The organism is Actinomadura sp. 9N407 (assembly GCF_044326315.1).
GTDB lineage: Bacteria > Actinomycetota > Actinomycetes > Streptosporangiales > Streptosporangiaceae > Spirillospora.
In genome coordinates, this window is record NZ_JBIRAW010000012.1 from 236,266 (window position 1) to 261,806 (window position 25,541).

Genomic DNA, 25,541 nt, shown 5'->3' on the forward strand with positions numbered 1-25,541 from the left:
CCCCCTAGCTCAGCCTCTCTTTGAGGAAGTCCAGGTCGTCACGTCGGTCGAGCATCTGGGCCGGCCAGGAGGCCGGGTGGCCCGGATCGGCTCGCGCGCCCGCGTCCAGGAGCGCCCGTACGGTCGCGGCGGGCGCCGGCCCAACGATCGCCGCCATCAGCGGCGTCCGTTCCTGCGCGTCGCGCGCCTCGATGTCCAGCCCCGCGTCCAGCAGCCGGGGCAGCAGTTCCTCGTACTCCAGACGGCTCAGGCAGTGCAGCAGCGAACGGCCCTCGCCGTCCCGCGTGAACGGGTCGTGACCGAGATCCAGGAGCCGGAACACCCCCTCGGTGTCGCCGTACGAGGCCCTCCAGAACAGCTCCCGCCGCTGCTCTCGCAACGCCCGGGGCAGCGCGCCGCGTCCCGCCCACTCCTCCCGTACGGCGAAGCAGCCCGCGACCGCACCGCCCAGGGCACGCATCGCATGCTCCCGCTGCCACTCCTGGTCCGTGTGGTCATGGCACAGCCGCCCGTTGCGGAACGACACCTCATGCCACTTTCCCTGGCACCGCACCCGCGCCAACCCCGGAGGCTCAGGTTCACGTGGCCCGACCGGTCCGGCCGCCGGCTCCCGCGCCGGGAACAGAGCGTCCCGTACGAGCGGATGCAACTCGTCCGGGGTGAGCCGCCCCGCCCGCACCAGATCAAGATCTGGAAGCCGATGCCAGAACATCTCAGGCAGTTGAGGAACGTCCTTCTGCCGGCCCGCTTCAGCCGGATACATGGCGCGTAGGCCGTTCCCCTGCTCGGGCAACTCCAGCAACAGGCCCGCGCGGCCGGCCGGACCGTACTGATCCAGGCTCTGTTGAACGACGAAGGTCCGTGCACCCTCCGGGGCAAGCCGCCTGACCTCCGCCTCCACCCGGTACAGAGCGATCGGAAGCAGCCGCAGCATTTCGAGCCGCCGGTCCCTGGAGAGCCGTTCATTCCTCCACAACCGCAACTCGATACCGGCCGCCGCGAACGCCGCCTCGACCTCGCCACGCTCATGCAGCGACGAGATCCACTCGGCCTGCTCGACCGCCCCCTCGGGCTCCGAACCGGGCAGCTCCTCCCGCAATGTCCCGTCCGCGTTGAAGAACGGCGCCCGCTCTCGCCCCCCGCCCCGTACGAGAAGCTCCCCGGCCCGCCGCACGTCCCAGAGATGGCGAGGCGTGAACCACGTCGCTCCCTTCCCCTGACCGAAACCGAGGCACGGCCGCATGCTCCCCCCGCGACCGGCCCCGGCCAGGCGGAGCATCGGAAAGTCCCCAGACCGAAGGAACGACACCTCAGGCCCACTCGAATCCCCGGGACGGTACTCACTCAACACCTGCGTGTTCCCGCCATCGCCCACATGCCAGCGGAGCAGGTCAGGGGCCAGATGCCGCAGGTCCTCCTCCAGCGCCTCCGCAACGGCCGCGCCGTACTTCCGGCGAACCTCGCCCAGCTCGAATCCGACCTCGATCCCCGCCGCCGCACAGGCACCACGCCAGTCCCCCGCGACCCGCCGCCCGGTGGCCCGCTCGATCACCCAGCGAGGCACCCCGTACCGCCGTTCCCGCTCCCACCCGGCCGCGACCTGCCCAGTGAACGGCCCAACCCTCACCATGCCCCGCACCCTAAGCCCACCCGAGCGGTTGAACACGCGGCGGCACCGGCTTGCCCGCCTCCTACCGGGAGGCACTCATTCACTGGCCAGGGTCAGCGGAGGTGGGTGGCTAGGCGGTCGGCGGCTTCGAGGACGGTACGGCCCAGCTCGTCCACATCGGGGGCCTCGAAGAGGGACAGGCCGATGCTCGTCTGGGTACGGGCGCCGGGGACGACGGCGGAGACGCCGATGACGGACGAGGCGATCTCTCCGTAGGAGACGGCGAAGCCGCGGCTGCGGGCCAGGGCGACCTCCTCGCGCTCACCGGGGACGGGCGGGAGGGCGGCCAGCAGCGCCAGGCCGGCCGAGCCGCGGTCGATCGGGTCGACCTGGCCGGGACGGAACGCGACGTGCATCCGGGCGCGGCGGGGTTCCACGATCATCAGCATCCGGACCGTCTCCGCGTCCTCGCGGACGACCAGGTGCGCGGTCGCCTGCGTGCGGTCGGTCAGCTCCTCCAGGACGGGCCTGGCGAGGGTACGCAGGTCCTGCTCGACCGGCTCGGCCAGCCGGACCAGGCCGGTGCCGAGGGAGATCCGCTTGAAGCGGTCCCGGCGGCACAGGTGGTGGGCCTCCAACGTCCGGACCAGGCGGTGCGCCACGGTGCGGTGTACGCCGACGGCTTCCGCGATCTCGGTGAGTGACAGCCCGTTCGGATGGCGGACCAGCAACTCCAGGATCTGCAGGCCGTTGTGCAGCGTCTTGGACATCCCGGAATCCGGCTGGATCGCGGCCGGGACGCCGTCGCCGCGCGTCGCTGACATGGCACTCCTCTTGACGGACGTGAAGCAGGCTACATACGGTGGCCGAACATCGCACGTTGATTGCGATAATCGCACATCTCACCGAGAAAGCAAGCGCTTCCGGACAGAAAGGTCCATGACATGCCGCCCGCCGACCCGATCAGCGCCGAGACGCTGCTGCGCATCCAGTGGCTGTACGGGGCGCAGAGCCATCTGATCGACGAGGGCCGGGCAGCGGAGTGGGCGGCGACGTTCACCCCGGACGGGGAGTTCCACTCGCCGTCCTATCCCGAGCCCGTGATCGGCACCCGCGACCTGACGGCCTTCGCCGAACGGTTCGCGGCCGGTGCCGGACGGGCGCGCCATGTCCTGACCAACGTCCATGTCGAGGCGGCGGACGCCCATCGCGCCACGGTCCGCGCGTACCTGCAGATCGTCAGCACGCCGGCCGGCGGGCCGTCCCGGCTCGACCGGATGACCACCCTCACCGACGACCTGCTCCAGGTCGGCGGCCGGTGGCTGATCCGGCGCCGGACCGTCCGCCGCGACGACGCCCCTGAAACCACCGAGGAGAACGCATGACCGGCACAGCCGGGCCCGGGCGGGTCCAGCACGATCCGATGACCGCCGTGTACCCGGAGTTCCCGGGCAAGGTCGCGGTGATCACCGGCGCCGCCCGCGGCATGGGCGCGCGGTTCGCCGCCGGGCTGGCCGCGCGCGGCGTGCACGTCGTCGGCGCCGACATCGACGAGGCCGCGATGAAGGCCACCGCCGATGATCTCGCCGGGCAGGCCGGCCAGGTGGTCGCCGTCCACGCCGACGTGACCCGGGCCGGGGACCACGAGACGCTGGCCCGTACGGCGGTGGAACGGTTCGGCCGGCTCGACTTCTGGGTCAACAACGCGGGGATCTTCCCGTACGCGACGGCCGACGAGATCTCGTCCGAGCAGATCGGCGCGGCGCTGTCGGTCAACGTCGAGGGCGTCCTGTACGGCGCGCAGGCCGCCGCCCGCCACATGGGGCCCGGCGGCGCGATCGTCAACATGTCGTCGGTGTCGGCCCTGCGTGTACGCCGTGGACGCGGCGCGTACTGCGCCTCCAAGGCCGCGGTGGCACACCTGACCGAGTCGCTCGCGGTCGAGTTCGGCGACCAGGGCATCCGGGTCAACGCGCTGGCGCCCGGCTACATCGACACCGAGATGACCCAGTGGGTGAAGGACGACCCCGCCGCGCTCCGGCACGCGCTCGACGCCGTACCGCTACACCGGCTCGGTTCGCCCGAGGAGGTCCTCGGCCCGCTGCTGTTCCTGCTGTCGGACGGCGCCCGGTACGTGACCGGCCACAGCATCGCGGTGGACGGGGGATCCCGCCATGTCTGAGGAGCTCGTCCGCTATCCGGGGGTCGTACTGATCACCGGAGCGGCCTCGGGCATGGGCGCGGGCCATGCCCGAGCGCTGGGCGCGCGCGGCGTCCACGTGTGCGTGGCCGACGTCGCCGACACCGCGCCGGTCGTGGACTCGATCCGGGACGCGGGTGGCTCGGCGAGCGGTCACGCTCTGGACGTCACCGACGCCCCTGCTTGGGCCCGTACGGTCGAGGAGATCCGTACCGCCCAGGGCGAACTCGGCGGCCTCGTCAACAACGCCGGGATCTCGCGGCGCCTTGAGTTCCTCGACACTCCGGACGAGGTCTGGGACCAGGTGCTGCGGATCAACCTCTCCGGCCCCTTCTACGGCATGAAGGCCGTCGCCGGGCTGATGCGCGACTCGGGCGGCGGCTCGATCGTGAACATCTCCTCGATCTCGGGGCAGATCGGCTACTTCTCGCCCGCGTACTCGTCCAGCAAATGGGGCCTGACCGGGCTGTCGAAGTCGGCGGCCGGCAGCCTCGCCGAATGGGGGATCCGGGTCAACTCGGTCCATCCCGGCCTGGTCGACACGGCATTGCTGGACGGCTCCGACACGTTCGTCCAGGCCGCGCTCGGCAGCATCCCCGCCGCCCGCCTGGGGCGCCCGGACGAGATCACCGACGTGGTCCTCCACCTGCTGTCGGACCGTTCCACGTACATGACCGGCAGCGAGGTCACCGTCGACGGCGGCCTGGTCTCCAACGGCCTCTACCACCGCATCCTCGCCGACGCCGGAGGCGATCTGTCATGACAGATACCCAGTGGGATCTCGTCGTCGTTGGGGGCGGGGGTGCCGGGCTTGCGGCTGCGGCTTCGGCGGCTGAACGGGGCGCGTCCGTGCTGCTGTTCGAGTCGGAGCGGGAGCTGGGCGGGTCGACGGCGCTGTCGGCGGGGATGTTCACCGCCGGCGGTACGAGCGTGCAGGCCGGACTCGGGATCGAGGACTCGGCCGAGCGGTTCTACCAGCACTACATGGACCTCAACCACTGGCGGCTCAATCCGGGCCTGGTCAGGACGTTCTGCGAGCAGGCCGGGCCGGCGCTGGAGTGGCTCATCGGGCTCGGGGTGGAGATCCCGGCCGCCGTCTCGCACAACGCGCACATGCCGGGCCTCACCCGGGCCGGAGTCGAGGACGTCTGGCGCGGGCACGTCCCCAAGGATCAGGGGCTCGGGTTGGTGAACGCGCTGGCGCGGGCCTGCCGGAAGGGCGGCGTGGAGATCGTCCTCGGCACGCGCGTCCAGCGCCTCATCGAGGAGGACGGGCGCGTCGCCGGGGTCGTGGCCGACGATGTCGAGGTACGGGCCGGTGCGGTCGTGGTGGCCAGCGGCGGCTTCGCGCAGGATCCGGATCTGCTGAAGCGCTACTACCCGGCGACCGGCCGGGCGGGCGAGGCGCTGTTCGTGGTGGCGGCGCCGGGGAGCCGGGGCGACCATCTGCGCTTCGGCGAGCAGGTCGGGGCGGCGGTGACCGGCGAGGACTGGGGGCTGATGCTCCCGACCGCGTACTTCCAGCGGCTGCACCACTGGCAGTCGGGGTTCCCGCCCGCGTCGCGGATCCACGTGAACGGGCGGGGCCGCAGGTTCATGGACGAGGACGCCTCGTACGCGGTGTCGGGCGGCATCATCGACGCCCAGGACGGCCCGGTCTGGGCGGTCTTCGACGAGCGGGCCCGGCTCGGGCTGCCGCCGGGGTACGCGCACTGGACGCCCGAGGTCGTGCGCGCGGAGGCCGAGGCGGGCCGTACGGCATGCGCGGGCAGCCTGGACGAGCTGGCCAGGGCGATCGGTGTCCCGCCGGACGCGCTGGCGGCCACGGTCCGGCGCTGGAACGATCAGCTGCCGCGCGGGCGCGACGACGACTTCCGGCGGCACGAGACGCTCGCCGCGAAGGGCGCGTCCGGGCCGCCGGACCCGATCGGCGAGCCGCCGTTCTACGCCGTACGGACGCTGCCCGCCGAGCTGGTGTGCACGCATGCCGGGCTGGAGATCAACTCCGCCGCCGAGGTCCTGGACGCGCGCGGCGAGGCCGTTCCAGGGCTGTACGCCGCGGGCGAGGCCGGCGCCGGCGTGCTCGGGCTCCGTTACGTCGGCGGCGGCAACGCCGTCGCCAACGCGCTGACCATGGGCCGCCTCGCGGGCCTGGCCGGCGCGCAGGCCGCCCGTCTTCAAAGTCCCGGCCCAGCCCCTGAGGCCAGGCCGGCCGTCGCGGCCGGTCCCCCCGAATTTTCCTGAGTCGAGGAGCGAGAGATGGCCAGTCCGACCACCTCCCAGAAGGACACCGACATCGGTGCCCGCACCGTACGGCGGGTGTCCCTGCGCATCCTGCCGATCGTGGGACTGCTCTATGTCTTCAACTACATGGACCGTGCCAATATCAGCTACGCGCAGCTCGGCATGGAGCACGAGCTGGCCATCACGACCGCCACCTTCGGCGCCGCGGCGGCGATCTTCTTCCTCGCGTACGTGGTGTTCGAGATCCCCAGCAACATGGTGATGAAGCGGGTCGGGGCCCGGCTGTGGCTGGCCCGGATCGCGATCACCTGGGGACTGGTGACCGTGGGCACCGGCTTCGTGCACAGCGTCACCCAGCTGTACGCGGCCCGGATCCTGCTGGGCGTGGCCGAGGCGGGCCTGTTCCCCGGGCTGCTCCTCTACATGACGCTGTGGTTCAGGTCCGGCGAGCGCGGCCGGGCGATCGCGGCGCTGGCGCTGGCGCAGCCGATCGCGATGATCCTGGGCAGCCTGACCGGCGGGCTGATCCTCGACCACGTGCAGTGGCTCGATCTGAGCGGCTGGCGCTGGGTGTTCATCCTGCAGGGGCTGCCGGCCATCGTGCTGGGCGTGCTCGTGCTGTTCTACCTGCCCGACAACCCGGCCAAGGCGCGGTTCCTCAGCAAGGCGGAGAGCACCTGGCTGAACGAGGAGATCGCGAAGGAGTACTCGCCGGAGGAGCACAAGGGCCCGCTGGCCGAGCTGAAGGTGATCCGCGATCCGAAGCTGCTCTACCTGGCGGTGGCCAACTTCTTCGCGGCCTGCGGGCTGTACGGCTTCACGTTCTTCCTGCCGAAGATCGTCCAGCAGATGGATCCGTCGTACTCGGCGACCAACATCGGCTTCCTCGGCGCGATCCCGTTCCTGGTCGGCGCCGTGGGGATGCTGCTGGTGGCGCGCAACTCCGACCGTACGGGCGAACGGCGCGGGCACGTCATCGCGCTGATGCTGCTGGCCGCGGCGGGGCTGTTCGGGACGATCCAGTTCCGGCACGAACCCGTACCGGCGCTGATCTGCCTGTCGCTGGTGGCGATCGGCGTGCTGGGCTACATGGCGCCGTACTGGGCGATGGCCGCCCGGGTGCTCTCGCGCGAGCACACCGCCGTGGGGCTGGCGGCGATCAACTCGATCGCGGCGCTGGGCGGGTTCTTCGGCCCGTACGTGATCGGCCAGAACGCGACTGTGGACGACGCCACGGTCGGGCTCTTCTTCCCGATCGGCTGCCTGGTGGTCTGCGCCGTGATGCTGGCCTTCCTGCGGGTGCCCCGGGACCGTCCGGGCGCGCTGAAGTAGTACATGCATGAACCACATTGCCGTCCGATGGCTAGAGTGACGACCATGGCCGATGAGCGCACCGACGAGCGCACCGACGATGAGCGAGCCCCGGCGGCGGGCGGCGGCGATGCGGTGGACTTCTGGTCGTTCGTGGAGCTCGCCGACCGGCGGCTGGCGGAGGAGTTCGGGTTCCCGCACCGGCTCGCCACCCGGACGCTGCTGACGCTCAACCGGGCCTCGATGATCGTCACGTACGACCTGGAGGCCGCGGTGCACCGGCCGCGCGGGCTCTCCTGGGCGGGGTTCCGGCTGCTGTTCGTGACCTGGCTGGCCGGGCCGCTGGAGGCGCGGCGGGCCGCCACGCTGGCGGGGATGAGCCGGGCGGCGGTGTCCAACCTGGCCAAGACCCTGGTGGCGGACGGCCTGCTCGCCCGCACGCCCGGCGAGCGGGACGGGCGGGCGGTCCTGCTGTCGCTGACCGAGCAGGGACAGCGCAAGATGCTGGACGAGTTCAGCGCGCAGAACGAGCGCGAGCACCAGTGGACCGGCGTCCTCACCGAGACCGAGCAGCGGATCCTGGTCATGCTGCTGAACAAGCTGATCGCCAACCGGGACCAGTTCGACGTCCGCGAGCGCAGCTGACCCCTGTTGACTCGTGGCGTGTTCGCCCGTTCGCCGCCGTGGAAGGGCGAACACGCCACGAGTCAACGGAGCGGGCGGGGGCAGGGTTGACGGGACGGACGACGCGCGGAAGATAGTACATAGATGAACTACCTGGGAGGCGGTCATGGGGTACTACCGGCAGGTCGGCGATGTTCCGCCGAAGCGGCACACACAGCTCCGCAGCCAGGACGACAAGCTCTTCTTCGAGGAGTTGATGGGTGAGGAGGGGTTCTCCTCCGACTCCTCGCTCCTCTACCACCGGGGCCTGCCGTCGGCGATCGTCGACTCGCAGGTGTGGGAGCTTCCGGACGTCGCGACGGCGCCCAACCATCCGCTCAAGCCGCGCCACCTGCGGCTGCACGAGCTGTTCCCCAAGGAGAGCTGGGCCGGGAACGACGCCGTGACCGGGCGCCGGCTCGTCCTCGGCAACGCCGATGTACGGCTCTCGTACGCCGTGTCCTCCGCCGCGTCGCCGCTGTATAGAAACGCGACCGGCGACGAGGTCGTGTACGTGGAGTCCGGGCGGGCGACCGTCGAGACCATCTTCGGGGCCCTCCAGGCCAAGCCCGGCGATTACGTCGTCATCCCGACGTCGACCACGCATCGCTGGCTGCCCGAGGGCGACGAGCCCCTGCGCACGTACATCATCGAGGCCGTCGGGCATATCCACCCGCCCAAGCGCTACCTGTCGCGCTTCGGGCAGTTCCTCGAGAACGCCCCGTACTGCGAACGGGATCTGCACGGCCCCGCAGCGCCGATGAGCAGCAGCGGCACCGACATCGAGGTCCTGGTCAAGCATCGCACCTCGCGCGGGCTCGCGGGTACGCGGATGGTCTACGCGGAGCATCCGTTCGACGTCGTCGGCTGGGACGGCTGCCTCTACCCGTTCACGTTCAGCGTGCACGACTTCGAGCCGATCACCGGGCGGGTGCACCAGCCGCCGCCCGTGCACCAGGTGTTCGAGGGCCACAACTTCGTGGTCTGCAACTTCGTCCCGCGCAAGGTGGACTACCACCCGCTGTCCATCCCGGTGCCGTACTACCACTCGAACGTGGACTCCGACGAGATCATGTTCTACTGCGGCGGCGACTACGAGGCGCGCAAGGGCTCGGGCATCGCGCAGGGGTCGATCTCGGTCCATCCGGGCGGGCACTCGCACGGGCCGCAGCCCGGCGCGTACGAGCGCAGCATCGGGGTCGAGTTCTTCGACGAGCTGGCCGTCATGGTCGACACGTTCCGGCCGCTGGAGCTGGGTGAGGGAGGTCTGGCCTGCGAGGATCCCGCGTACGCATGGACGTGGGCGGGCCGCAGGGTAGGAGACACCTCGTGAGGCTTCCCCCGGTCTTCCATGGATTGTGCGATGACGCCGCCGTCTTCCCGCCCGGGCTGATGCCATTGGCAGAGGCCGTACCGGCCCATCTGCGGCACAAGGCGTCCGGCCACGCGGAGCTGATCGGCTCGTTCGTCGTGGCGGCGCCCGCGCTCAAGGACCTGGAGCCACTGCTTCCGGACGGGGAACGGCTCGATCTCGTGGTCACCGTTCCGGCGGGTCCCGAGCATGTGACCGGGGCGCTCGCCGAGGCCGCCGCGCTGCCGAACGTACGGCTCGTCGCCATCGAGGTCGCGGTCCCGGAAGGCATGCCCCCGGCCGAGCTCTTCGGCGTGCTCGACCGCATGGATTCCGATGTACCGGTCTTCGTGGAGATACCCCGGGACGAGCGCCGCCCCGGCCTCATCGCCGCGCTCCCCGGCACCCCCTACCGGGCCAAGTTCCGTACCGGCGGGGTCAAGGCCCACCTCTACCCGGACGAGGCGGAGTTGGCTGACGCGATCCGGGCCGTGGTGGAGGCGGGCGTGCCGTTCAAGGCGACCGCCGGGCTGCATCACGCGGTCCGCAACACCGATCCGGAAACGGGCTTCGAACAGCACGGATTCCTCAACGTCCTGCTCGCCACCGGCGCCGCCCTCGGCGGAGCGTCGCGGGCGGATCTGGCCACGGTCCTGGCCCGGCGCGACGGGCCCGGGCTGGCCGGGGCCCTCGCCGGTCTGGACGCGACGGCCGTCCGCGAACGCTTCCTGTCCTTCGGTACGTGCAGCATCACCGATCCCCTGACCGACCTCGCGAACCTCGGCCTTGTGGCCGGAGGAGGAGACCCCGCATGACCGCGATCCATATCCCGGACGGCTCCCCGTTCGGGCTCGCCAACCTCCCGTACGGGATCTTCTCGACCGCCGGGACGGCACCTCGCGCGGGCGTCCGCGCGGGCGATTCGGTCGTGGACCTCGCGGTCGCGCTGGGGGACGAGGTCTTCGCGCGGCCCTCGCTCAACGCGTTCATGGCGCAGGGGTACGAGCGGTGGGTCGAGGTGCGGGCCCGCATCACCGATCTCGTACGCGGGGACGTGCCGGACGAGGCGGTCCATCCGATCGGCGCGGTGACGATGCACATGCCGATCGAGGTCGCCGACTACGTGGACTTCTACGCCTCCGAGCACCACGCGTCCAACCTCGGCCGGCTCTTCCGTCCCGATGACGAGCCGCTCAAGCCCAACTGGAAGCACCTGCCGGTCGGCTACCACGGCCGCGCCGGGACGGTCGTGCTCTCCGGGACGGAGATCGTCCGCCCGTACGGCCAGCGCAAGGCACCGGCCGAGGCCGCGCCGACGTTCGGCGCGTGCCGGCGGCTGGACATCGAGGCCGAGCTCGGCTTCATCGTCGGCGCAGGATCGGCGCTCGGCAGCCCGGTGAGCTGCGACGACTTCGCCCGGCACGTGTTCGGTGCCGTGCTGGTGAACGACTGGTCGGCGCGCGACATCCAGGCGTGGGAGTACGTGCCGCTCGGCCCGTTCCTGGGCAAGAGCTTCGCCACGTCCATCTCCGCGTGGGTCGTCCCCCTGCTGGCACTGGACGCGGCGCGCGTACCGACGCCGGTCCAGGACCCCGAGCCGCTGCCCTACCTGCGCGAGCAGACCCCCTGGGGGTTGGACGTCGATCTCACGGTGGAGTGGAACGGCCAGGCCGTCTCGCACCCGCCGTACCGCGAGATGTACTGGTCCCCCGCCCAGATGCTCGCCCACATGACCGTCAACGGCGCCTCGGCCCGGACCGGCGACCTGTACGCGTCGGGCACCATCTCCGGTCCGGAGCCGCACCAGCGCGGCGCGTTCATCGAGCTGACCTGGGGCGGGAAGGAGCCGGTCACGGTGAACGGGGAGGAGCGATCGTTCCTGGAGGACGGCGACGAGGTCGCGATCACCGCCACCGCGCCGGGCGCCGGCGGTACCCGGATCGGCTTCGGCGAGGTGCGCGGACGGGTGGTCGGCCGCACGACTCCGTGATCGTTCGATTCCAAATCGCAACCTCGGTCACAGCGGACACGGCCTGCTAAGGGGGTATTTTTTCAACATCCACAGACAATGACCTTCATATGGTTGCGGGAGCGTGCTCGGGGTGGCGCTGGTGCGGATCAACGGTAGAGGCAATCCACTGCGAGTGGCCGGAGCGACGCTGCTGGCCGGTGTCCTGGTGCTGACGGGGTGCAGCGACACCAGCAAAAAGGGCACGACGGCGGCCGGTGACACCCAGGTGGCCCCGGCCCAGGTGACGATCACTCCCGCGCAGGGGACCAAGAAGGCCCGGCCCGACCAGGACGTCGTCGTGAAGGCGACCGGCGGCGCGCTGGAGTCGGTGAACCTGCAGCTCAAGGGCAAGGCCGTCCCGGGCGACTTCAACGCCCAGAAGACCGAGTGGCGGTCCCGCTGGACGCTGCGTCCCGCGTCCACGTACACGGTGAACGCCACCGCCAAGAACTCCGCCGGCGCCGCGTCGCAGGCCGCCAGCACGTTCCGGACCTTCAAGCCGGACGCGACGTTCGCCGCCTCGCTGGACTGGATCCTGGAGGGCAACCAGGGCAAGGACTACGGCGTCGGGATGCCGATCATCCTCGACTTCGACCGCGCGGTGCACAACAAGGCCGAGGTGGAGAAGGCGCTGGAGGTCAAGGCCGAGAAGCCGGTCGAGGGCGCCTGGCGGTGGATGGGACACCAGAAGGTGATCTACCGCCCCAAGACGTACTGGCAGCCGCACCAGAAGGTGACGCTGACCGCCCGGCTGGCGGGGGTACGTGCAGCCAAGGGCCTGTACGGGATGAAGGACCTGACCCGGACGTTCGAGATCGGCCAGTCCCGGATCACCAAGGTCGACCTGAAGAAGCACAAGATGACGGTCACCGTGGACGGCAAGAAGGCCCGTACCGTCAAGGTGAGCGGCGGCAACGCCAGCACGATGGAGTACACCACCAGCAGCGGCGTCCACATGACGATGGAGAAGGACAACCCGGTCCGGATGGTCTCGCCCGGCCGCAAGAAGGGCGATCCCGGCTACTACGACGAGCTGATCGGCTACGCGGTCCGCATCTCCAGCCGCGGCGAATACCTGCACCAGACCTCGGGCGAGGAATGGTGCCTGGGCAAGCAGAACTGCAGCCACGGCTGCGTCCGGCAGCCCACCAAGGACGCGGTCTGGTTCTACAACAACGTGCAGCCGGGCGACATCGTCGACATCAAGGGCACCAAGCGCAAGCTCGACTACGCCAACGGCTGGTCGTACTGGCAGCTGTCGTGGACGAAGTGGAAGCAGGGCAGCGCCCTCCAGTAACCCGCTCGGGCGAGTCGACCGAGGGTGTGCGGGCCGGCAGGGACTAAGGCTTGAGGATCTGTTCGCGGACGATGTCGGCGTGGCCGCAGTGCTGGGCCAGTTCGCGGAGCATGTGGAGGTAGATCCAGCGCAGCGGCAGCGGGCCGCGGCGGTTGCCCTGCGTCAGGTCGTCCAGCGTCAGGTCCGCCGTCGCACGGCGGGACGCCTCGCATGCCCGGCGGTAGGCGAGCTGGATGGAGGCGACCGTGTCGCCGTCATCGAGGTCGAACGACTCGTCGGGGGTGTCGGGGATGCCGATCTCGGCGCGGGAGCGGCACGTGATCGCCTCGTCGAACCAGACCAGCTCGACGAACGTGGCGTGCTTGACCAGGCCGAGCAGGGTGGTCTTGGACGCCACCAGCGAGCGGCGCGCCTGCTCCTCCGTCAACCCGTTGAGGCTGTCGTGCATCTTCGAACGGTGCTCGTCGAGGAACGTCTCGAACTGCGCGCGGAGCGCCGCGTGGAAGACGGCGGGCTCCAGCGACGGCAGGGTGTCCATGCCCCGCAACGATAGAGCCACAGGCCCTGCGGTCATGGGGCAGGGCGTTGGGGGCGGGTCTTCCCGGCGGTGAGGGTCAGTTCGATGGGGACTTTCGGAAGGACGCTGCGGAAGTAGTCGCGGGCCGCCGTGCGGGTGCCGACGTCGCGGTCCGACCGTTCGGACAGGAACCAACGATGTTCCAGGACCTCGTGGAACACTTCGACTTCGTCCAGGCGGTCGCGCAGCTCGTCGGGAATGGCCTGGACGATCGGCTCGTACACGTTGGCCAGCCACTTGCTCGCGGCGACGACCTCGGGGACCGGGCGGCCCGTCTCGTGTTCCAGGTAGCCGCGGTAGCTGGCGATGTCGTTCAGGAGGCGGCGGGCCTGGTTCTCCTGGGCGACCAGGCCGGTGCGGCTCAGGAGGAGGCGGCGGTGGTGGCCCGGCTCTGCGACCCGGGTGCGGACGCGCAGGCGGGACTCGTCGGGGCCGCCGGCGTCCAGGAGTTCGACCTCGTCCACGTCGAAGCCCAGCTCGTTGATCCGCCGCATCCGCTCGCCGATGCGGTACCGCTGGTCGTCATGGTGCAGCAGTTCCTCACGGGTCAGCTCGTCCCAGAGCGCCTCGTACCGGCGGACGGTCTCGTCGGCGATCCCGATCGGGTCGGTCTTCAGCGGCAGCGTCCCGGCGGCCTGCAGATCGAACAGCTCGCCCGCGATCCGTTCCCTGGCCAGGCTCACGTCGTAGTTGCGCTGGCCCTCGCTGAGCGACGGATGCAGCTCGGCGGTCTCGGCGTCGACGAGGTACGCGGCGAACGCGCCCGCGTCCAGCCGGAACAGCACGTTCGACAGCGAGCAGTCGCCCCACATGAAGCCCGCCAGGTGGAGCCGTACGAGCAGCTCGACCAGCGCGTCCAGCAGCAGGTCGGTGGGGTGGCCGCCGCGCGGGTTGGCGAACAGCGCCCGGTAGGAGCTGGAGAACTCCAGGAACCTGGTCACCAGGATCGCGTCCAGGTCCCCGCCGTCGTGGTCGGTACGGTCCACGACGGCGCCGAGCACCTCCACGGCGGGGACCTTCAGATCGCGCAGCGCGCGCAGCAGCCGGTACTCGCGGCGCGCGAGCCTCCCGTCCAGCTCCTTCAGGGCGTAGACGTGCTCCCCGTCGGCGACGAAGCGCACGACATGGCGGGAGAGCCCGCGCTGCCGGATCTCCACCAGCCGGTCGTCGGCCCACTCCTCCAGCGGCTCGCGCCACGGAAGGTCCAGCAGGCCGGCGGCCGTGTCCGCCGGTGGCGTGAAGACGAAGTGCATCGTCCCTAGTCGCCGCCCTTGCCCGGCTCAGGGGCCGGCGCTTCCGGCGAGGTCTCGCCGGCGGAGGCCGTGGCACCGGCGCCGGGCCCGGCCGGCTCGTCGCCGCGTTGAGCACGGCGCTGCGCCTCCCTGGCCTGGTCGGCGCGCTTGCCGAGCGCGGCCACCCGCTCCTCGTCCCGGGTCAGGTTGTCGCCGGTCGCCGGATCGAAGATGTGCACCTTGCCGGTGTCGATCCAGAGATCGGCCTCCTCGCCCGCGTTGATCAGGCTGGCCGCGTCCAGCGACACCACCGCCTGGGTGCGCATCTGGTCGCTGTCCAGCTCCCGGGACAGCTCCCGCAGCTGCGCGGCCACGTCGGCGGGCGCCTCGTACGGGACGTACGCGTACTGCTCGTTGCCCAGCCACTCGGTGACGTCCACGTGCGCCCGGACGACGACGCCCCGGGCCCGCTTCTCGTCGGAGACCAGCCCGGCGTCCTCGAAGTTCTCCGGCCGGACACCGACCAGCACGATCTCGCGGTCGCCCACGGCCGCGGCCTTGCGCTCGTCCATCTCGAAGCGGCCGAGCGGCGTCTCCAGCTCGCCGTCCACGACCGTGGCCGGCAGGAAGTTCATCGACGGGGAGCCGATGAACCCGGCGACGAACAGGTTGGCGGGCTGCTCGTACAGCTCGCGCGGGCTGCCGACCTGCTGCAGCAGGCCCTTGCGCAACACCGCGACGCGGTCGCCGAGCGTCATCGCCTCGGTCTGGTCGTGCGTGACGTACACCGTGGTCACGCCGAGCCGCCGCTGCAGCCGGGAGATCTCGGTGCGCATCTGGCCGCGCAGCTTGGCGTCCAGGTTGGACAGCGGCTCGTCGAACAGGAACGCGTCGGCCTGCCGGACGATCGCGCGCCCCATCGCGACCCGCTGCCGCTGCCCGCCGGACAGGTTGGCGGGCTTGCGCTCCAGATGCTCGGTGAGCTCCAGCAGCTCGGCCGTCTCGGTGACCCGGCGGCGCACCTCGTCGTCGGAGGTCTTGGCCAGCCGCAGCGGGAACGCGATGTTCTCGTACACGGTGAGGTGCGGGTAGAGGGCGTAGTTCTGGAAGACCATCGACAGGTTCCGCTCGCGCGGCGCGATCTTGTTGACCACCTTGCCGCCGATCAGCATCCGGCCCGAGGTGATGTCCTCCAGGCCCACGATCATGCGCAGCAGGGTGGACTTGCCGCAGCCGGACGGGCCGACCAGGATCATGAACTCGCCGTCCTGGACGTCCAGGCTGACGTCGTTCACGGCCGGGAACCCGTCGCCGTACTGCTTGACGATGTTCTGCATGGAGATGGCGGCCATGAATGGGCTCCCTATTCCTATCCCTTGACGGCGCCGGACGTCAGCCCGGCCACGATGCGGCGCTGGAACAGCAGGACGATGATCACGACGGGCACGGTCACCACGACCGCGGCCGCGCAGATCGCGGTGGTGGGCTGCTCGAACTGCGACTCACCGGTGAAGAACGCCAGCGCGGCCGGCACCGGCCGGGCGGCGTCGCTGGAGGTGAGCGAGATGCCGAAGACGAAGTCGTTCCAGCAGAAGAAGAACGTCAGGATCGCCGCGGTGAACACCCCGGGCGCCGCCAGCGGGACGATCACCTTCCGGAACGCCTGCCAGCTGGTGGCGCCGTCCACCTGCGCGGCCTGCTCCATCTCCCAGGGGATCTCGCGGAAGAACGCCGACAGCGTCCAGATGGCCAGCGGCAGCGCGAACGAGATGTACGGGATGATCAGGCCGGGCCAGGTGTCGTACAGGCCGATGTCGCGCCACAGGTTGAACAGCGGCCCGACCAGGGAGACCACCGGGAACATCGCGATGGCCAGCGCGAACGACAGGATGATCTTCTTGCCGGGGAACTCCAGCCGGGCGATCGCGTACGCCACCAGCGTCGCGAACACCACCCCGACGAACGTGGCGATCAGCGAGATGCCGATCGAGTTGATCAGGGCCGAGGTGAACAGGTCGGTGGAGAAGACCGTCCGGTAGTTCTCCCAGGTCCAGTCCTTGGGCAGGAACCCCTTCTGGTTGCCGATCTCGCCGGGCCGCTTGAACGACAGCATCACGATCCACAGGATCGGGAAGATCGACCAGACCAGGATCAGGATCGCGCCGACGATCCACAGCACCTTGGAGCGGGTCGTTTCCATCAGCGATCACCCCGTACCTGGGACAGGTCCACCCGGAACCCCTTGATGAAGATCACCGCGATCAGCAGCACGGACAGGAACAGCAGCACCCCGACGGCGTCGCCCAGCCCGATCGCGGTCCGGGTGATGGTCTGCCGGTAGGTGAGGAACGACAGCGTCTCGGTCTCGTTCTGGCCGGCCGTCATGATGAAGACGTTGTCGAAGATCCGCCAGGCGTCCAGGGTGCGGAACAGCACCGCGACCATGATGGCCGCCTTCATGTTGGGGATCGTGACCCGCCACAGCCGCTGCCAGGCGGTGGCGCCGTCGACCGTCGCCGCCTCGCCGAGATCGCGCGGGACCTGGGCCAGGCCCGCGAGCAGCAGCAGCGAGATGAACGGGGTGGTCTTCCAGATCTCGGACAGGATGATCACGAACAGCGAGGACCAGCGGCCGCCGAACCAGTCGAAGTCGCCCAGGCCCAGCCACGAGTTCACGAACCCCGACTGCAGGTCGAAGGCGAACAGCCAGGCGAAGGCCGAGATCACGGTGACGATGCCGTACGGCAGCAGGATCGCCGTCCGCAGCGTCCGGCGGGCGAACAGCGCCCGGTGCATCACCATCGCCAGCGCGAAGCCGATCACCAGCTCCACCGCCACCGTGATGAAGGTGATGACGAACGTGGTCCACACGTTCTGCCAGAACAGCGGGTCGGTCAGCGCGGTGACGTAGTTGGCGAACCAGACGAACTCGCGGTCCTCGGGCGAGGTGATCCGGTAGCTGAACAGCGACAGGTACAGCGCGTTGAACAGCGGGTACGCGGTCACCAGCAGCATGACGATCACGGCCGGGGCGGCCAGCATCAGGCCCAGCCTGCGCTCGGACCGGCCCCGGTCGGAGACCTCCGCCCGCTTCTTCCCGCCGCCGGGGCCCTTCGCCGGAGCCGTCTTCACTGCGGTCATGGGGCACCTCCGGTCATAGCAGGGCCTCGTCGTTCAGGACCTGGCGGATGAACGTGGCGGACTCGGCCGGTGTCGTCGCCGGGTTCACCTTGCCGGGCGGGTGCCAGCGGCTCTGCACGGCGCCGGACACGTCGGTGTAGTACGGGGTGATGGGACGGGGCGCCGCCGCGTTGATCGAGTCGCGGATCAGCCCGGCCATCGGGAATTCCTTCTTGATCTCCGGATCGTCGTAGACCGCGGCCCGGGCGGCCGGGTTACCGGAGTCGAGCATGTACTTCTTCATGTTGTCGGCGGAGGTGATGCACTTGACCGCCTCGACCGCGTGCGTGTCCTTGTACTTGCCGTACGCGCCGATGCCGAGCTCGATGCCTCCGAACGGTGGCTTGCTCTCCTTGTCGGCCGAGACCCGGGGATAGCGGGCCCAGCCCATGTCGCCCGGGATGCTCTTGTCGATGACGCCGTCCTTGGCGTCGCCGTTCTGGGCCCGCCAGATGTAGCCCCAGTTGACCATGAAGCCGCCGCGCGGGCTGTTGAGCAGGTTGCGGGCCGCCTCCTCGTCGTCGGTGGACATCGTCGGCGAGGCGGCCCCGGACCCGGCCAGCTTGGCGATGACCGCCGCGGCCTGCCGGCCGGCCGGGGAGCCGATCTCGATCGTGGCGTCGTCGCCGCGCTGGGCGGCGCTGATGATCCGCCCGCCGGCCGACTCGATCAGGGCATTGATCCACACCATGTAGCCCTCGTACTTGTTGGCCTGGACCCCGACGGTGACCCCGGCCCGCGCCGCGCCGTCGATCAGCTTGTCCCAGGTGAAGTCGGCGGCGGTGGGATCGATCCCGGCCTTCCGCGCGGCGGACTTGCGGTACCACAGGACCTGCGTGTTGGCCCAGAACGGGGCGGCGTAGAGCTTGCCCTCCCAGGTGGAGTTCTCCACGGCGGGCGGGAAGACGTCCTGCGTGAACTGGCCCGCCTCACTCGCCGGGAACGGCCGCAGGAACCCGGCGTTGGCGGCCTCGGCCACGAACACCGGGTCCATGCTCATGATGTCGAGCCCGGAGTCCTTGGCGGCCAGGCGCCTGATGAGCTGCTCGCGCTGCTGGGTCGCGTCGTTCGGCAGCACCGAGGTGGTGATCCGGTACTTCCCGCCGGCGGCCTTGGTGCACGACTCCGCGAGCCGCGCCTGCCCGCCGTTGTCGGGATTGACGTACCAGGTGAGTTTCGGCGGCCCGCTCTCGCCGCCGCAGGCCGCCATCCCTGACGCCAGCAGCGCCACGGCGACCACGCTCCGGCCGGCTCGCGCGCCCCTGCCCGTACCCCGGCGTCCCCCGTACCGGGTCCGGGTCCTGGTCCTCGTTCGTTCGACCATCGGACCTCCAGAAGTTCCCACCACGTGCGGGCACTTCGCCGGGCCGCATTGCGTAGCGAGACCGTTCTCTACTCAAACACCCGACTCAGAAGCTGTCGAGAGTGGTGATCAAGTACCCGCGCCATGGTGATCAAAACACGACTCACCGGCCACGTACGGCACAAGGGAAACCGCCCGACATCGGCCACATATCGGACGCATATCTTCCGCCGGCATCACCGGGAAAGGAGAAGGCGCGGAGACCCGCGGACCCCGACCGACCCGCGAATCTCCACGCCTTCGTCTGTGCGGCGGCGATCACTCAGGTGACCGCCGCCGATGCTCCCCCCGTGTTGGTAAGCCCCTGCCGGTACACACGTCCTGGTCAGCGCGTTCCGGTACGGGGCGGGGCTCAGTAGCCGCCGCCACCGCCGACGGCCGTGGTGATCCTGTTGCCCTGCGGCGACACGGCCCACCAGACGTTCTGCACGCCCTGGCCCTTGGTGTCCCCGGCCTGCTCGTCCTTGGCGAAGTAGTACATCGGCCAGCCATTGATCGTGAGCTGGCAGGCGGGGTCGCCCTTGCGCTCGATGAATCCGACGCGCTTGCGATCCACGCCCTCCACCTTGACCTTCTTCCAGTTGGTGAACGGGACCGGCGGCCATGCCTTCTTGCAGTCGCCGAAGCAGTTGGTCTTCTTCACCCGGTCCTTGTCGAACCGGTACATCACGCGGCCCTTGCCATCGGTCACGATCAGGCCGAGCGCGGGGTCCTGCTTGACCTTGATGACCGTCCAGCCGGCCCACCGGCCGCCCTCGTCCTCGCCGCCCTGCTCCCGCTGCGGCTGCGCCGCCGCCTTCTTGCCGTCGGGCGCCGCCGCGTACCAGGTGTCGCCCACGCCCTGCCCCTTGACGTCACCGGGGCTCGCGTCCTTGGCGTACCGGTACAGCGGCCAGCCGCCCAGCGTGACCTGCCACTGGCCGTCCGGGCGGCGGACCTTCCCGATGAGGTTCTCGTCGACGCCCTTGAGCTCGACCTCGCCCTGCCCGGTCATGACCGGCGGCCATGCCTTGGCGCAGGCGTCCGCGCAGGTGGAGGCGGGCGGGCGGGAGGTGTCCTTGTCGAACCGGTAGAGCGTGCGCCCCTCCCCGTCGGTGACGACCTTGCCGAGCTCGTCCACGTTGGCGACCTCCAGCGTGGCGGGCTTCACCTCCGGCTCGGCCGAGGGATCGGCGGACGGGTCGGCCGCCGGGGACTGCCTCGAACCGGCCCCGGCGTTCTGGGTCCCCGTGGTCTCCTGCCCGCAGCCGGTGAGGAGCAGCCCGGAGGCGCTCATCACGGCCGCCACGGGGATCGCCCACCGTGGGAATTCCATGTCTGTCCTCCCAGTCGAGTCGGGTTCCGGCCGTGACCGGCCGGGCCCGGATGTTCGATCGAGGCGGAGCAGCCGCACCGCTCTCCCGGATCGAGGAGCAGTACGCGAGGCGGGAGGGAACTGGTTCATTTCCCGCGCTGAAGAACCCGGAACGTCCCGGAAACGTCCAAGATGGAGTGATCGCCGCTTCCCGGAACCCTCCGGGTCACGCGGCTCGGCAACCGGCATCGGAGCACGGCGAATGAACGAGGGGCCGCTGCAGAAGGCGACGGACGTCCCACCCATCGACCTCACCAAGGCCCCACCTGCACCTTCACTCTTCACACCCCTGGCGCCCGAGCCGGCGTCGGCACCGTCGCGGGTACGGCCGACGCAGGCGGGCCCGGCCTGGATCGTCCTGCCGGCCCGGGTGATCGCCGTGGTGATCGTCCTTCCGGTACGGCTCGCGTACGACCTGCTGGCGACGCTCTTCCGTGGCCTGATGCGGTCGCCCCGGTGGCTCGGCCGCGCCCTGCGCGCCGCGTACATGGCCGTGCTGCACCCGATCCTGCGCCCGATCGGCGCGGGCATCGCCTGGCTTTGGATGAACGGCGTGTACGGCCCGCTCCACTGGCTGGCGGTGACCGTCCTCCTCGGCGGCCTCCGCCTCTTCGGCCGCGGCACCGGCTGGTTCTACACCACGTTCCTGGCCCCGGTCGTCGCCTTCCTGGGGGCCGGCCTCAACCTGCTCCTCGTCCGCCCCCTCGCCGCCCTCCTGCACGGCGCCGTCTGGCTCTTCAAGGGCCTCGGAACCGGGCTGGCCTTCCTCGGCAAGATCCTCCTCGTGATCCCCGCCGTCGCCCTGTGGCACGGCACCGTCTGGCTGTTCAAGGCCATCGGCGCCGCACTGGCGTTCCTGGGCAAGATCCTCATCGTGATCCCGGCCGTCGCCCTATGGCGGTACGTACTGCGCCCGCCGCTGGCAGGCCTGGCCTGGCTGGCGCGCAAGGCCGGAACCGGGATCGCCGCCGTCTGCGCGATCTTCGCCGGCGCGATCGTCTGGGCCTGGCGGATGCTCGGCCGCCTGTTCGCCGTCCTGGGCCGGATCCTGTTCGTGATCCCCGCCGTGGCCCTGTACCGCTACCTGCTGCGTCCGATCGGCCAGTCGGCCGCCTGGCTGTGGCGGACGCTCGTGATGGCACCGTCCCGGGCGGTCAAGAACGCCGTGCTCCTCCCGGTCGGCCGGGGCGTCCGTTCCAGCTGGCGCGGTACGTCCGCCTGGATGCGCCGCAACGTCTTCGGCCCGATCCGCCAGACCGGCCGCGACGTCCGCCTCCAGGTACGCCGCGCCTTCCGCGGCTGAAGCCGAAAAGGAAGCGAGCCGCCGTACCGGTGACACCGGTACGGCGGCTCGCGGAATCTCTACGCCTCGGAGTCGCGCGTCGCGTTGCGCTCGCGCATCTTCCTCAGCAGCTCCTTCTTGGTCGCGGCACCATCGCTGGACGGGGCAGCGCCCCCGGCCTGTCCGCGGAGGGCCTTGCGCGAGATCTTCTTGCGCTGGCCGCCCACGCCGAGCATGCCGTTTCGGCTCTTGGCCATGTGTTCACTCCCTGTGCGATGAGCTGGTGTGCACGTCGCTCCGGCACAGGGATCAGTGGCTGATCCCTACCGGAGGGAGCCGGCCCGGTCTCGGTAGATGCGCTTCGGGAAGGCCCGCCACTGGCAGACGGGCTGGTAGGTCGTCATGCGTGCCAGGGTAGGCAAGGAGGGCCTGGGTCCCCAACCGGTTATCCGGGCTGAGAGAATCGATCCCGATGTACAGACTCCTGTTCGCACTGGTCATCTCCCGGATGCCGGCCGAGACCGTGCACCACCTCACGCTCCGCGCGCTGCGCCTGATCCAGGCGTTGCCGGGCGCGCCCGCACTGCTTCGGCGGGTGCTCGCCCCGCGCGATCCGGCGCTGACCGTACGGGCACTGGGCCTGGAGTTCCCCGGCCCGCTCGGGCTCGCTGCGGGCTTCGACAAGGACGCCGTCGCGTACGACGCGCTGGGCGGGTTCGGGTTCGGGCATGTCGAGATCGGCACGGTCACCGGGCGGCCGCAGCCGGGCAACCCGCGTCCGCGCCTCTTCCGGCTGCCGCGCGACCGCGCCGTCATCAACCGGATGGGCTTCAACAACGAGGGCTCGGCCGCCGCGATGCCCCGATTGCGGGCCCGGAAGCCCGGGACGATCGTCGGGGTCAACATCGGCAAGACCAAGGTCGTACCGGAGGAAGAGGCGGCGGCCGACTACGTCGCCAGCACCGAGCGCCTCGCCCCGTACGCCGACTACCTCGTGGTCAACGTCAGCTCCCCCAACACGCCGGGACTGCGCAATCTGCAGGCCGTCGAGCACCTGCGGCCGCTGCTGACCGCGGTCCGCGAGGCCGCCGACCGGGCGACCGCGCGGCGTGTCCCGCTGCTGGTCAAGATCGCTCCCGATCTGGCCGACGACGATGTGGACGCGGTCGCCGACCTGGCCCTCGAACTGGGCCTGGACGGCATCATCGCCACCAACACCACGATCGGCCGTGAGGGGCTGGCCAGCGCGCCCGAGCTGACCAAGGAGACCGGCGGGCTGTCCGGTGCCCCGGTCAAGGCCCGCTCGCTGGAGGTCCTGCGCCGGCTGCGGGCCCGTACCGGCGACCGGCTGGTCCTGGTCTCGGTCGGCGGTGTGGAGAGCGCCGACGACGTGTGGGAACGGATCCGGGCCGGCGCCACGCTGGTCCAGGCGTACACGGCGATGATCTACGGCGGCCCGCTCTGGGCGAGCCGCACGCAGCGCGAGCTGTCCCGGCGGCTGCGCGCCAGCACGTTCGCGACCCTGGACGACGCGCGCCGCTGAGCTATCCCTCTGGGGCGAACTCGAAGAAGCCGTCGGCGATCAGCTCGGGCAGTACGGCCTCCGCGTGCGCCCACACCTCGGCCTGGTCGAGTCCCATCAGCTGGGCGATCGCGTCCAGGAGCGGCTCCAGCGGGAGCGACCCGTCGCAGACCCCGGCCAAGGCCGCCTCGACCGTCCCGACCCCGGCCGCCCGGCGGAGCCGGTCGCGCTGCCGCAGGACGATCCGTTCGGGGTCCTCGGCTCCGGGCGGGCCGATCTGCTCCTGGACGAGACCGGCCACGGCCCGCAGTGACTTTCCACAGGCTGTGGAAAAGTTTCTGGCTCCGGTGAACCCGTCCAGGATCCGCGCGACGTAGGCACCGACGGGCTCCTCGACCGCGTGCCGCAACTCCTCGATCCGGGTCGCGGGCCGCCCGCCCGCCGGCGTCCGCAGGGCGATCCATCCGAAGCCGATGCCGGTCACGTCATGGCGCTCGAAATGATCGAGCCATGCGTCGTACCGCCGCCGGTACTCGGGCGTGCCCGCCTCGGCGGAATCGCGCAGCCACAGCTCCGCGTACTCCGCCGGATCCTGGACGTCCCGCTGGACGACCCACGCGTCGCAGCCGGACTCCTCGATCCAGCCACCGACCCGTTCCTCCCACGGAACGCCCTTGACCTGCAGCCAATTGGCCAGGAACCGGCACTGACCACCCTCGTTCAGCAACCGCGGAGCCTCGACGACCAGGCGCCGGCAGAACTCGTCCCCCGGCAGGCCCGACTCCCGGTAGACGTACCGGGGACCGGGCGGCGCGACCACGAACGGCGGGTTCGAGACGATCAGATCGAACCGGCGCCCGGCGACCGGCTCCAGCAGTGAGCCCTCCAGGAACTCGACCTCGCCGACCCCCGACAGGCCCGCGCTCAGCGCGGCCAGCTCCAGCGCCCTCGGGTTGACGTCGGTCGCGGTGATCCGCCCCGCCCGCCCGGCCAGATGCAGCGCCTGCACTCCACAGCCGGTGCCGACATCGAGCACGTTATCCACAGGGCTGTGGACGGCCAGCCGGGCCAGGCTGGCCGAGGCACCGCCCGTACCGACCACATGATCGGGCCGGACCGTACCGCCGCTGCCCGGCCGGACCCTCAGATCCGAGACCGCGTAGCCGACATGCCCGTCACCCTCCACCGGCTCGACCCGCAGCCGCGCCCGGACCTCGTCCCCGGACACCTCCGCGAAACCGGCCGCGACGAGCTCATCGACGAGCCCGCCGCCCGCGACCGGAACCTGCAGCCAGAACAGCCGGAGCAGCGTCTCCAGCGGCGACCCGCCACCGGACGCCCGCAGCGCCGGAACGATCTCGTCCCGCGCGAGCGCCCCGCCCGCCACCGGCCCCAGCAGCGTCCGCACGCCGTCGACCGTGTACTCGGCCCGTTCCAGGGCGGCACCGAGCCGCCGCAGAGCATCGGTCACGACGCGAAGTAGGCGTCGAAGCCCGACGCCAGCGAGTCGGCGATGCGCTGCCGGAACGAGGCGTTCGACATCTTGGCCGCCTCCGACGGGTTCCGCATGTTGCCGCACTCGATGAACACCTTCGGCACCTTGGACAGGTTGAGCCCGCCCAGGTCGTCCCTCGGGTCGAGGGCCTTCTTGCCCCGGTAGTTCGAGTACGGGATGCCCGTACCGGCGCGGTACGCGTCGCGCAGCGCCACGCCCAGCCGATGGGCGTCGGGGACCATCTCCGCATTGAAGCCCTTGACCGCGATCGGCTCGATGATGTGGAACCCGTGCGCGGAGGCCGGCGCGCCGTCCGCGTGCACCGACAGCGCCGCGTCCGCCTTGACCCGGTTGCCGAGCCCGGCCCGTTCGGTGATGCACGGCCCCACGCTGGTGTCGTTCTTACGCGTGAGATACACCTTGGCGCCCTTGGCCTTCAGCAGCTTGGCCAGCCGGTTGGACACGTCCCAGGTGAAGGCGTGCTCGTTGTAGCCGGCATTGGTGGCGGTCCCGGTGGTATCGCACGCCTTGCTGCCGTTGCCGATCTTCACCTGCTTGTTGATCTCGGACGGATGCTCGCCGTTCGCCCCGTTGTGCCCGGGGTCGATCACGATGGTCCTGCCCCGCAGCGCGGCCCCCTCGGCCGGCTTCTGCGCCCCGCTCGGCGTGGTCGATTCCGACGTCGGCGGCGGCACGCTCGACCCCTGCCCCTGCGGCGTGGAACCGCCACCGCACGCGGTGAGCGCGCCGAGGCAGAGCGCCAAGGCCGCCGCGGTCGAACCGCGCCGGTGAATTCGCATTGGGCCCGTCCCCCTGTGACGACTCCGTTATGGACCCTGCCAGTTTGCAC

Annotated in this window: 24 protein-coding genes; 12 read left to right on the plus strand and 12 right to left on the minus strand. The window is 70.6% G+C overall.

Annotated elements, in window-relative coordinates; all coding sequences use genetic code 11:
• Positions 1-4: 4 nt before the first annotated feature.
• Complete coding sequence (locus ACH34Q_RS21315) at positions 5-1,630, minus strand: ankyrin repeat domain-containing protein (RefSeq protein ID WP_395984745.1); 1,626 nt, start codon at positions 1,628-1,630, stop codon at positions 5-7.
• A 92-nt stretch (positions 1,631-1,722) separates the two neighbouring features.
• On the minus strand, positions 1,723-2,433 hold the full coding sequence (locus ACH34Q_RS21320; protein WP_395984746.1) for an IclR family transcriptional regulator: 711 nt from the start codon (positions 2,431-2,433) through the stop codon (positions 1,723-1,725).
• Positions 2,434-2,553: 120 nt separating this feature from the next.
• Between ACH34Q_RS21320 and ACH34Q_RS21325 the strand changes: the two genes are divergently transcribed.
• From ACH34Q_RS21325 to ACH34Q_RS21370, 10 genes are all read left to right on the plus strand, one after another.
• Positions 2,554-2,994 (plus strand): nuclear transport factor 2 family protein, encoded by a 441-nt coding sequence (locus ACH34Q_RS21325; protein ID WP_395984747.1) that lies wholly within the window; start codon positions 2,554-2,556, stop codon positions 2,992-2,994.
• Positions 2,991-3,791, plus strand: a complete 801-nt coding sequence (locus tag ACH34Q_RS21330; RefSeq protein ID WP_395984748.1) for an SDR family NAD(P)-dependent oxidoreductase — start codon at positions 2,991-2,993, stop codon at positions 3,789-3,791. Before ACH34Q_RS21325 ends, ACH34Q_RS21330 begins: the two co-directional genes overlap by 4 nt.
• On the plus strand, positions 3,784-4,572 hold the full coding sequence (locus tag ACH34Q_RS21335) for an SDR family NAD(P)-dependent oxidoreductase (RefSeq protein WP_395984749.1): 789 nt from the start codon (positions 3,784-3,786) through the stop codon (positions 4,570-4,572). Before ACH34Q_RS21330 ends, ACH34Q_RS21335 begins: the two co-directional genes overlap by 8 nt.
• Positions 4,569-6,053: an FAD-dependent oxidoreductase gene (locus tag ACH34Q_RS21340; RefSeq protein WP_395984750.1), complete on the plus strand. Its 1,485-nt coding sequence runs from the start codon at positions 4,569-4,571 to the stop codon at positions 6,051-6,053. The genes ACH34Q_RS21335 and ACH34Q_RS21340 overlap by 4 nt, the downstream gene beginning before the upstream one ends.
• 15 nt (positions 6,054-6,068) lie before the next feature.
• Positions 6,069-7,385, plus strand: a complete 1,317-nt coding sequence (locus ACH34Q_RS21345) for an MFS transporter (RefSeq protein WP_395984751.1) — start codon at positions 6,069-6,071, stop codon at positions 7,383-7,385.
• Positions 7,386-7,430: 45 nt separating this feature from the next.
• A complete protein-coding gene (locus tag ACH34Q_RS21350; protein ID WP_395984752.1) occupies positions 7,431-8,009 on the plus strand; it encodes a MarR family winged helix-turn-helix transcriptional regulator in 579 nt (192 codons plus the stop codon).
• A gap of 145 nt (positions 8,010-8,154) precedes the next feature.
• The gene (locus tag ACH34Q_RS21355) at positions 8,155-9,360 is read left to right on the plus strand and encodes a homogentisate 1,2-dioxygenase (protein WP_395984753.1); all 1,206 of its coding nucleotides are present in this window, start codon (positions 8,155-8,157) and stop codon (positions 9,358-9,360) included.
• A complete protein-coding gene (locus ACH34Q_RS21360) occupies positions 9,357-10,193 on the plus strand; it encodes a hypothetical protein (protein ID WP_395984754.1) in 837 nt (278 codons plus the stop codon). Before ACH34Q_RS21355 ends, ACH34Q_RS21360 begins: the two co-directional genes overlap by 4 nt.
• On the plus strand, positions 10,190-11,368 hold the full coding sequence (gene fahA / locus ACH34Q_RS21365; protein ID WP_395984755.1) for a fumarylacetoacetase: 1,179 nt from the start codon (positions 10,190-10,192) through the stop codon (positions 11,366-11,368). The genes ACH34Q_RS21360 and fahA overlap by 4 nt, the downstream gene beginning before the upstream one ends.
• 103 nt (positions 11,369-11,471) lie before the next feature.
• Positions 11,472-12,686, plus strand: a complete 1,215-nt coding sequence (locus ACH34Q_RS21370; RefSeq protein ID WP_395984756.1) for an Ig-like domain-containing protein — start codon at positions 11,472-11,474, stop codon at positions 12,684-12,686.
• A 43-nt stretch (positions 12,687-12,729) separates the two neighbouring features.
• Here the strand turns inward: ACH34Q_RS21370 and ACH34Q_RS21375 are convergent, their stop codons facing one another.
• The 7 genes from ACH34Q_RS21375 to ACH34Q_RS21405 form a co-directional block, all read right to left on the minus strand.
• The gene (locus ACH34Q_RS21375; RefSeq protein ID WP_395984757.1) at positions 12,730-13,224 is read right to left on the minus strand and encodes a DinB family protein; all 495 of its coding nucleotides are present in this window, start codon (positions 13,222-13,224) and stop codon (positions 12,730-12,732) included.
• 32 nt (positions 13,225-13,256) lie between these two features.
• Positions 13,257-14,516 (minus strand): DUF4032 domain-containing protein, encoded by a 1,260-nt coding sequence (locus ACH34Q_RS21380; protein ID WP_395984758.1) that lies wholly within the window; start codon positions 14,514-14,516, stop codon positions 13,257-13,259.
• Between the two features lie 5 nt (positions 14,517-14,521).
• On the minus strand, positions 14,522-15,847 hold the full coding sequence (locus ACH34Q_RS21385; RefSeq protein ID WP_395984759.1) for an ABC transporter ATP-binding protein: 1,326 nt from the start codon (positions 15,845-15,847) through the stop codon (positions 14,522-14,524).
• Between the two features lie 17 nt (positions 15,848-15,864).
• Positions 15,865-16,695: a carbohydrate ABC transporter permease gene (locus ACH34Q_RS21390; RefSeq protein ID WP_395984760.1), complete on the minus strand. Its 831-nt coding sequence runs from the start codon at positions 16,693-16,695 to the stop codon at positions 15,865-15,867.
• Complete coding sequence (locus ACH34Q_RS21395) at positions 16,695-17,636, minus strand: carbohydrate ABC transporter permease (protein ID WP_395984761.1); 942 nt, start codon at positions 17,634-17,636, stop codon at positions 16,695-16,697. Before ACH34Q_RS21395 ends, ACH34Q_RS21390 begins: the two co-directional genes overlap by 1 nt.
• 13 nt (positions 17,637-17,649) lie before the next feature.
• Complete coding sequence (locus ACH34Q_RS21400; RefSeq protein ID WP_395984762.1) at positions 17,650-18,999, minus strand: extracellular solute-binding protein; 1,350 nt, start codon at positions 18,997-18,999, stop codon at positions 17,650-17,652.
• 391 nt (positions 19,000-19,390) lie between these two features.
• Positions 19,391-20,353: an SCO0930 family lipoprotein gene (locus ACH34Q_RS21405; RefSeq protein ID WP_395984763.1), complete on the minus strand. Its 963-nt coding sequence runs from the start codon at positions 20,351-20,353 to the stop codon at positions 19,391-19,393.
• A 241-nt stretch (positions 20,354-20,594) separates the two neighbouring features.
• Here ACH34Q_RS21405 and ACH34Q_RS21410 point away from each other — a divergent pair, with 241 nt between their 5' ends.
• Positions 20,595-21,695: a hypothetical protein gene (locus ACH34Q_RS21410; RefSeq protein ID WP_395984764.1), complete on the plus strand. Its 1,101-nt coding sequence runs from the start codon at positions 20,595-20,597 to the stop codon at positions 21,693-21,695.
• Positions 21,696-21,754: 59 nt separating this feature from the next.
• Here the strand turns inward: ACH34Q_RS21410 and ACH34Q_RS21415 are convergent, their stop codons facing one another.
• Positions 21,755-21,931: a DUF6243 family protein gene (locus tag ACH34Q_RS21415; protein WP_395984765.1), complete on the minus strand. Its 177-nt coding sequence runs from the start codon at positions 21,929-21,931 to the stop codon at positions 21,755-21,757.
• Between the two features lie 215 nt (positions 21,932-22,146).
• Here ACH34Q_RS21415 and ACH34Q_RS21420 point away from each other — a divergent pair, with 215 nt between their 5' ends.
• Positions 22,147-23,217 (plus strand): quinone-dependent dihydroorotate dehydrogenase, encoded by a 1,071-nt coding sequence (locus ACH34Q_RS21420; protein WP_395984766.1) that lies wholly within the window; start codon positions 22,147-22,149, stop codon positions 23,215-23,217.
• 1 nt (position 23,218) lies between these two features.
• On the opposite strand, the gene ACH34Q_RS21425 is transcribed toward ACH34Q_RS21420, so the two are convergent.
• On the minus strand, positions 23,219-24,667 hold the full coding sequence (locus tag ACH34Q_RS21425) for a methyltransferase (protein ID WP_395984767.1): 1,449 nt from the start codon (positions 24,665-24,667) through the stop codon (positions 23,219-23,221).
• A complete protein-coding gene (locus ACH34Q_RS21430) occupies positions 24,664-25,491 on the minus strand; it encodes an N-acetylmuramoyl-L-alanine amidase (RefSeq protein ID WP_395984768.1) in 828 nt (275 codons plus the stop codon). Before ACH34Q_RS21430 ends, ACH34Q_RS21425 begins: the two co-directional genes overlap by 4 nt.
• Positions 25,492-25,541: the final 50 nt, after the last annotated feature.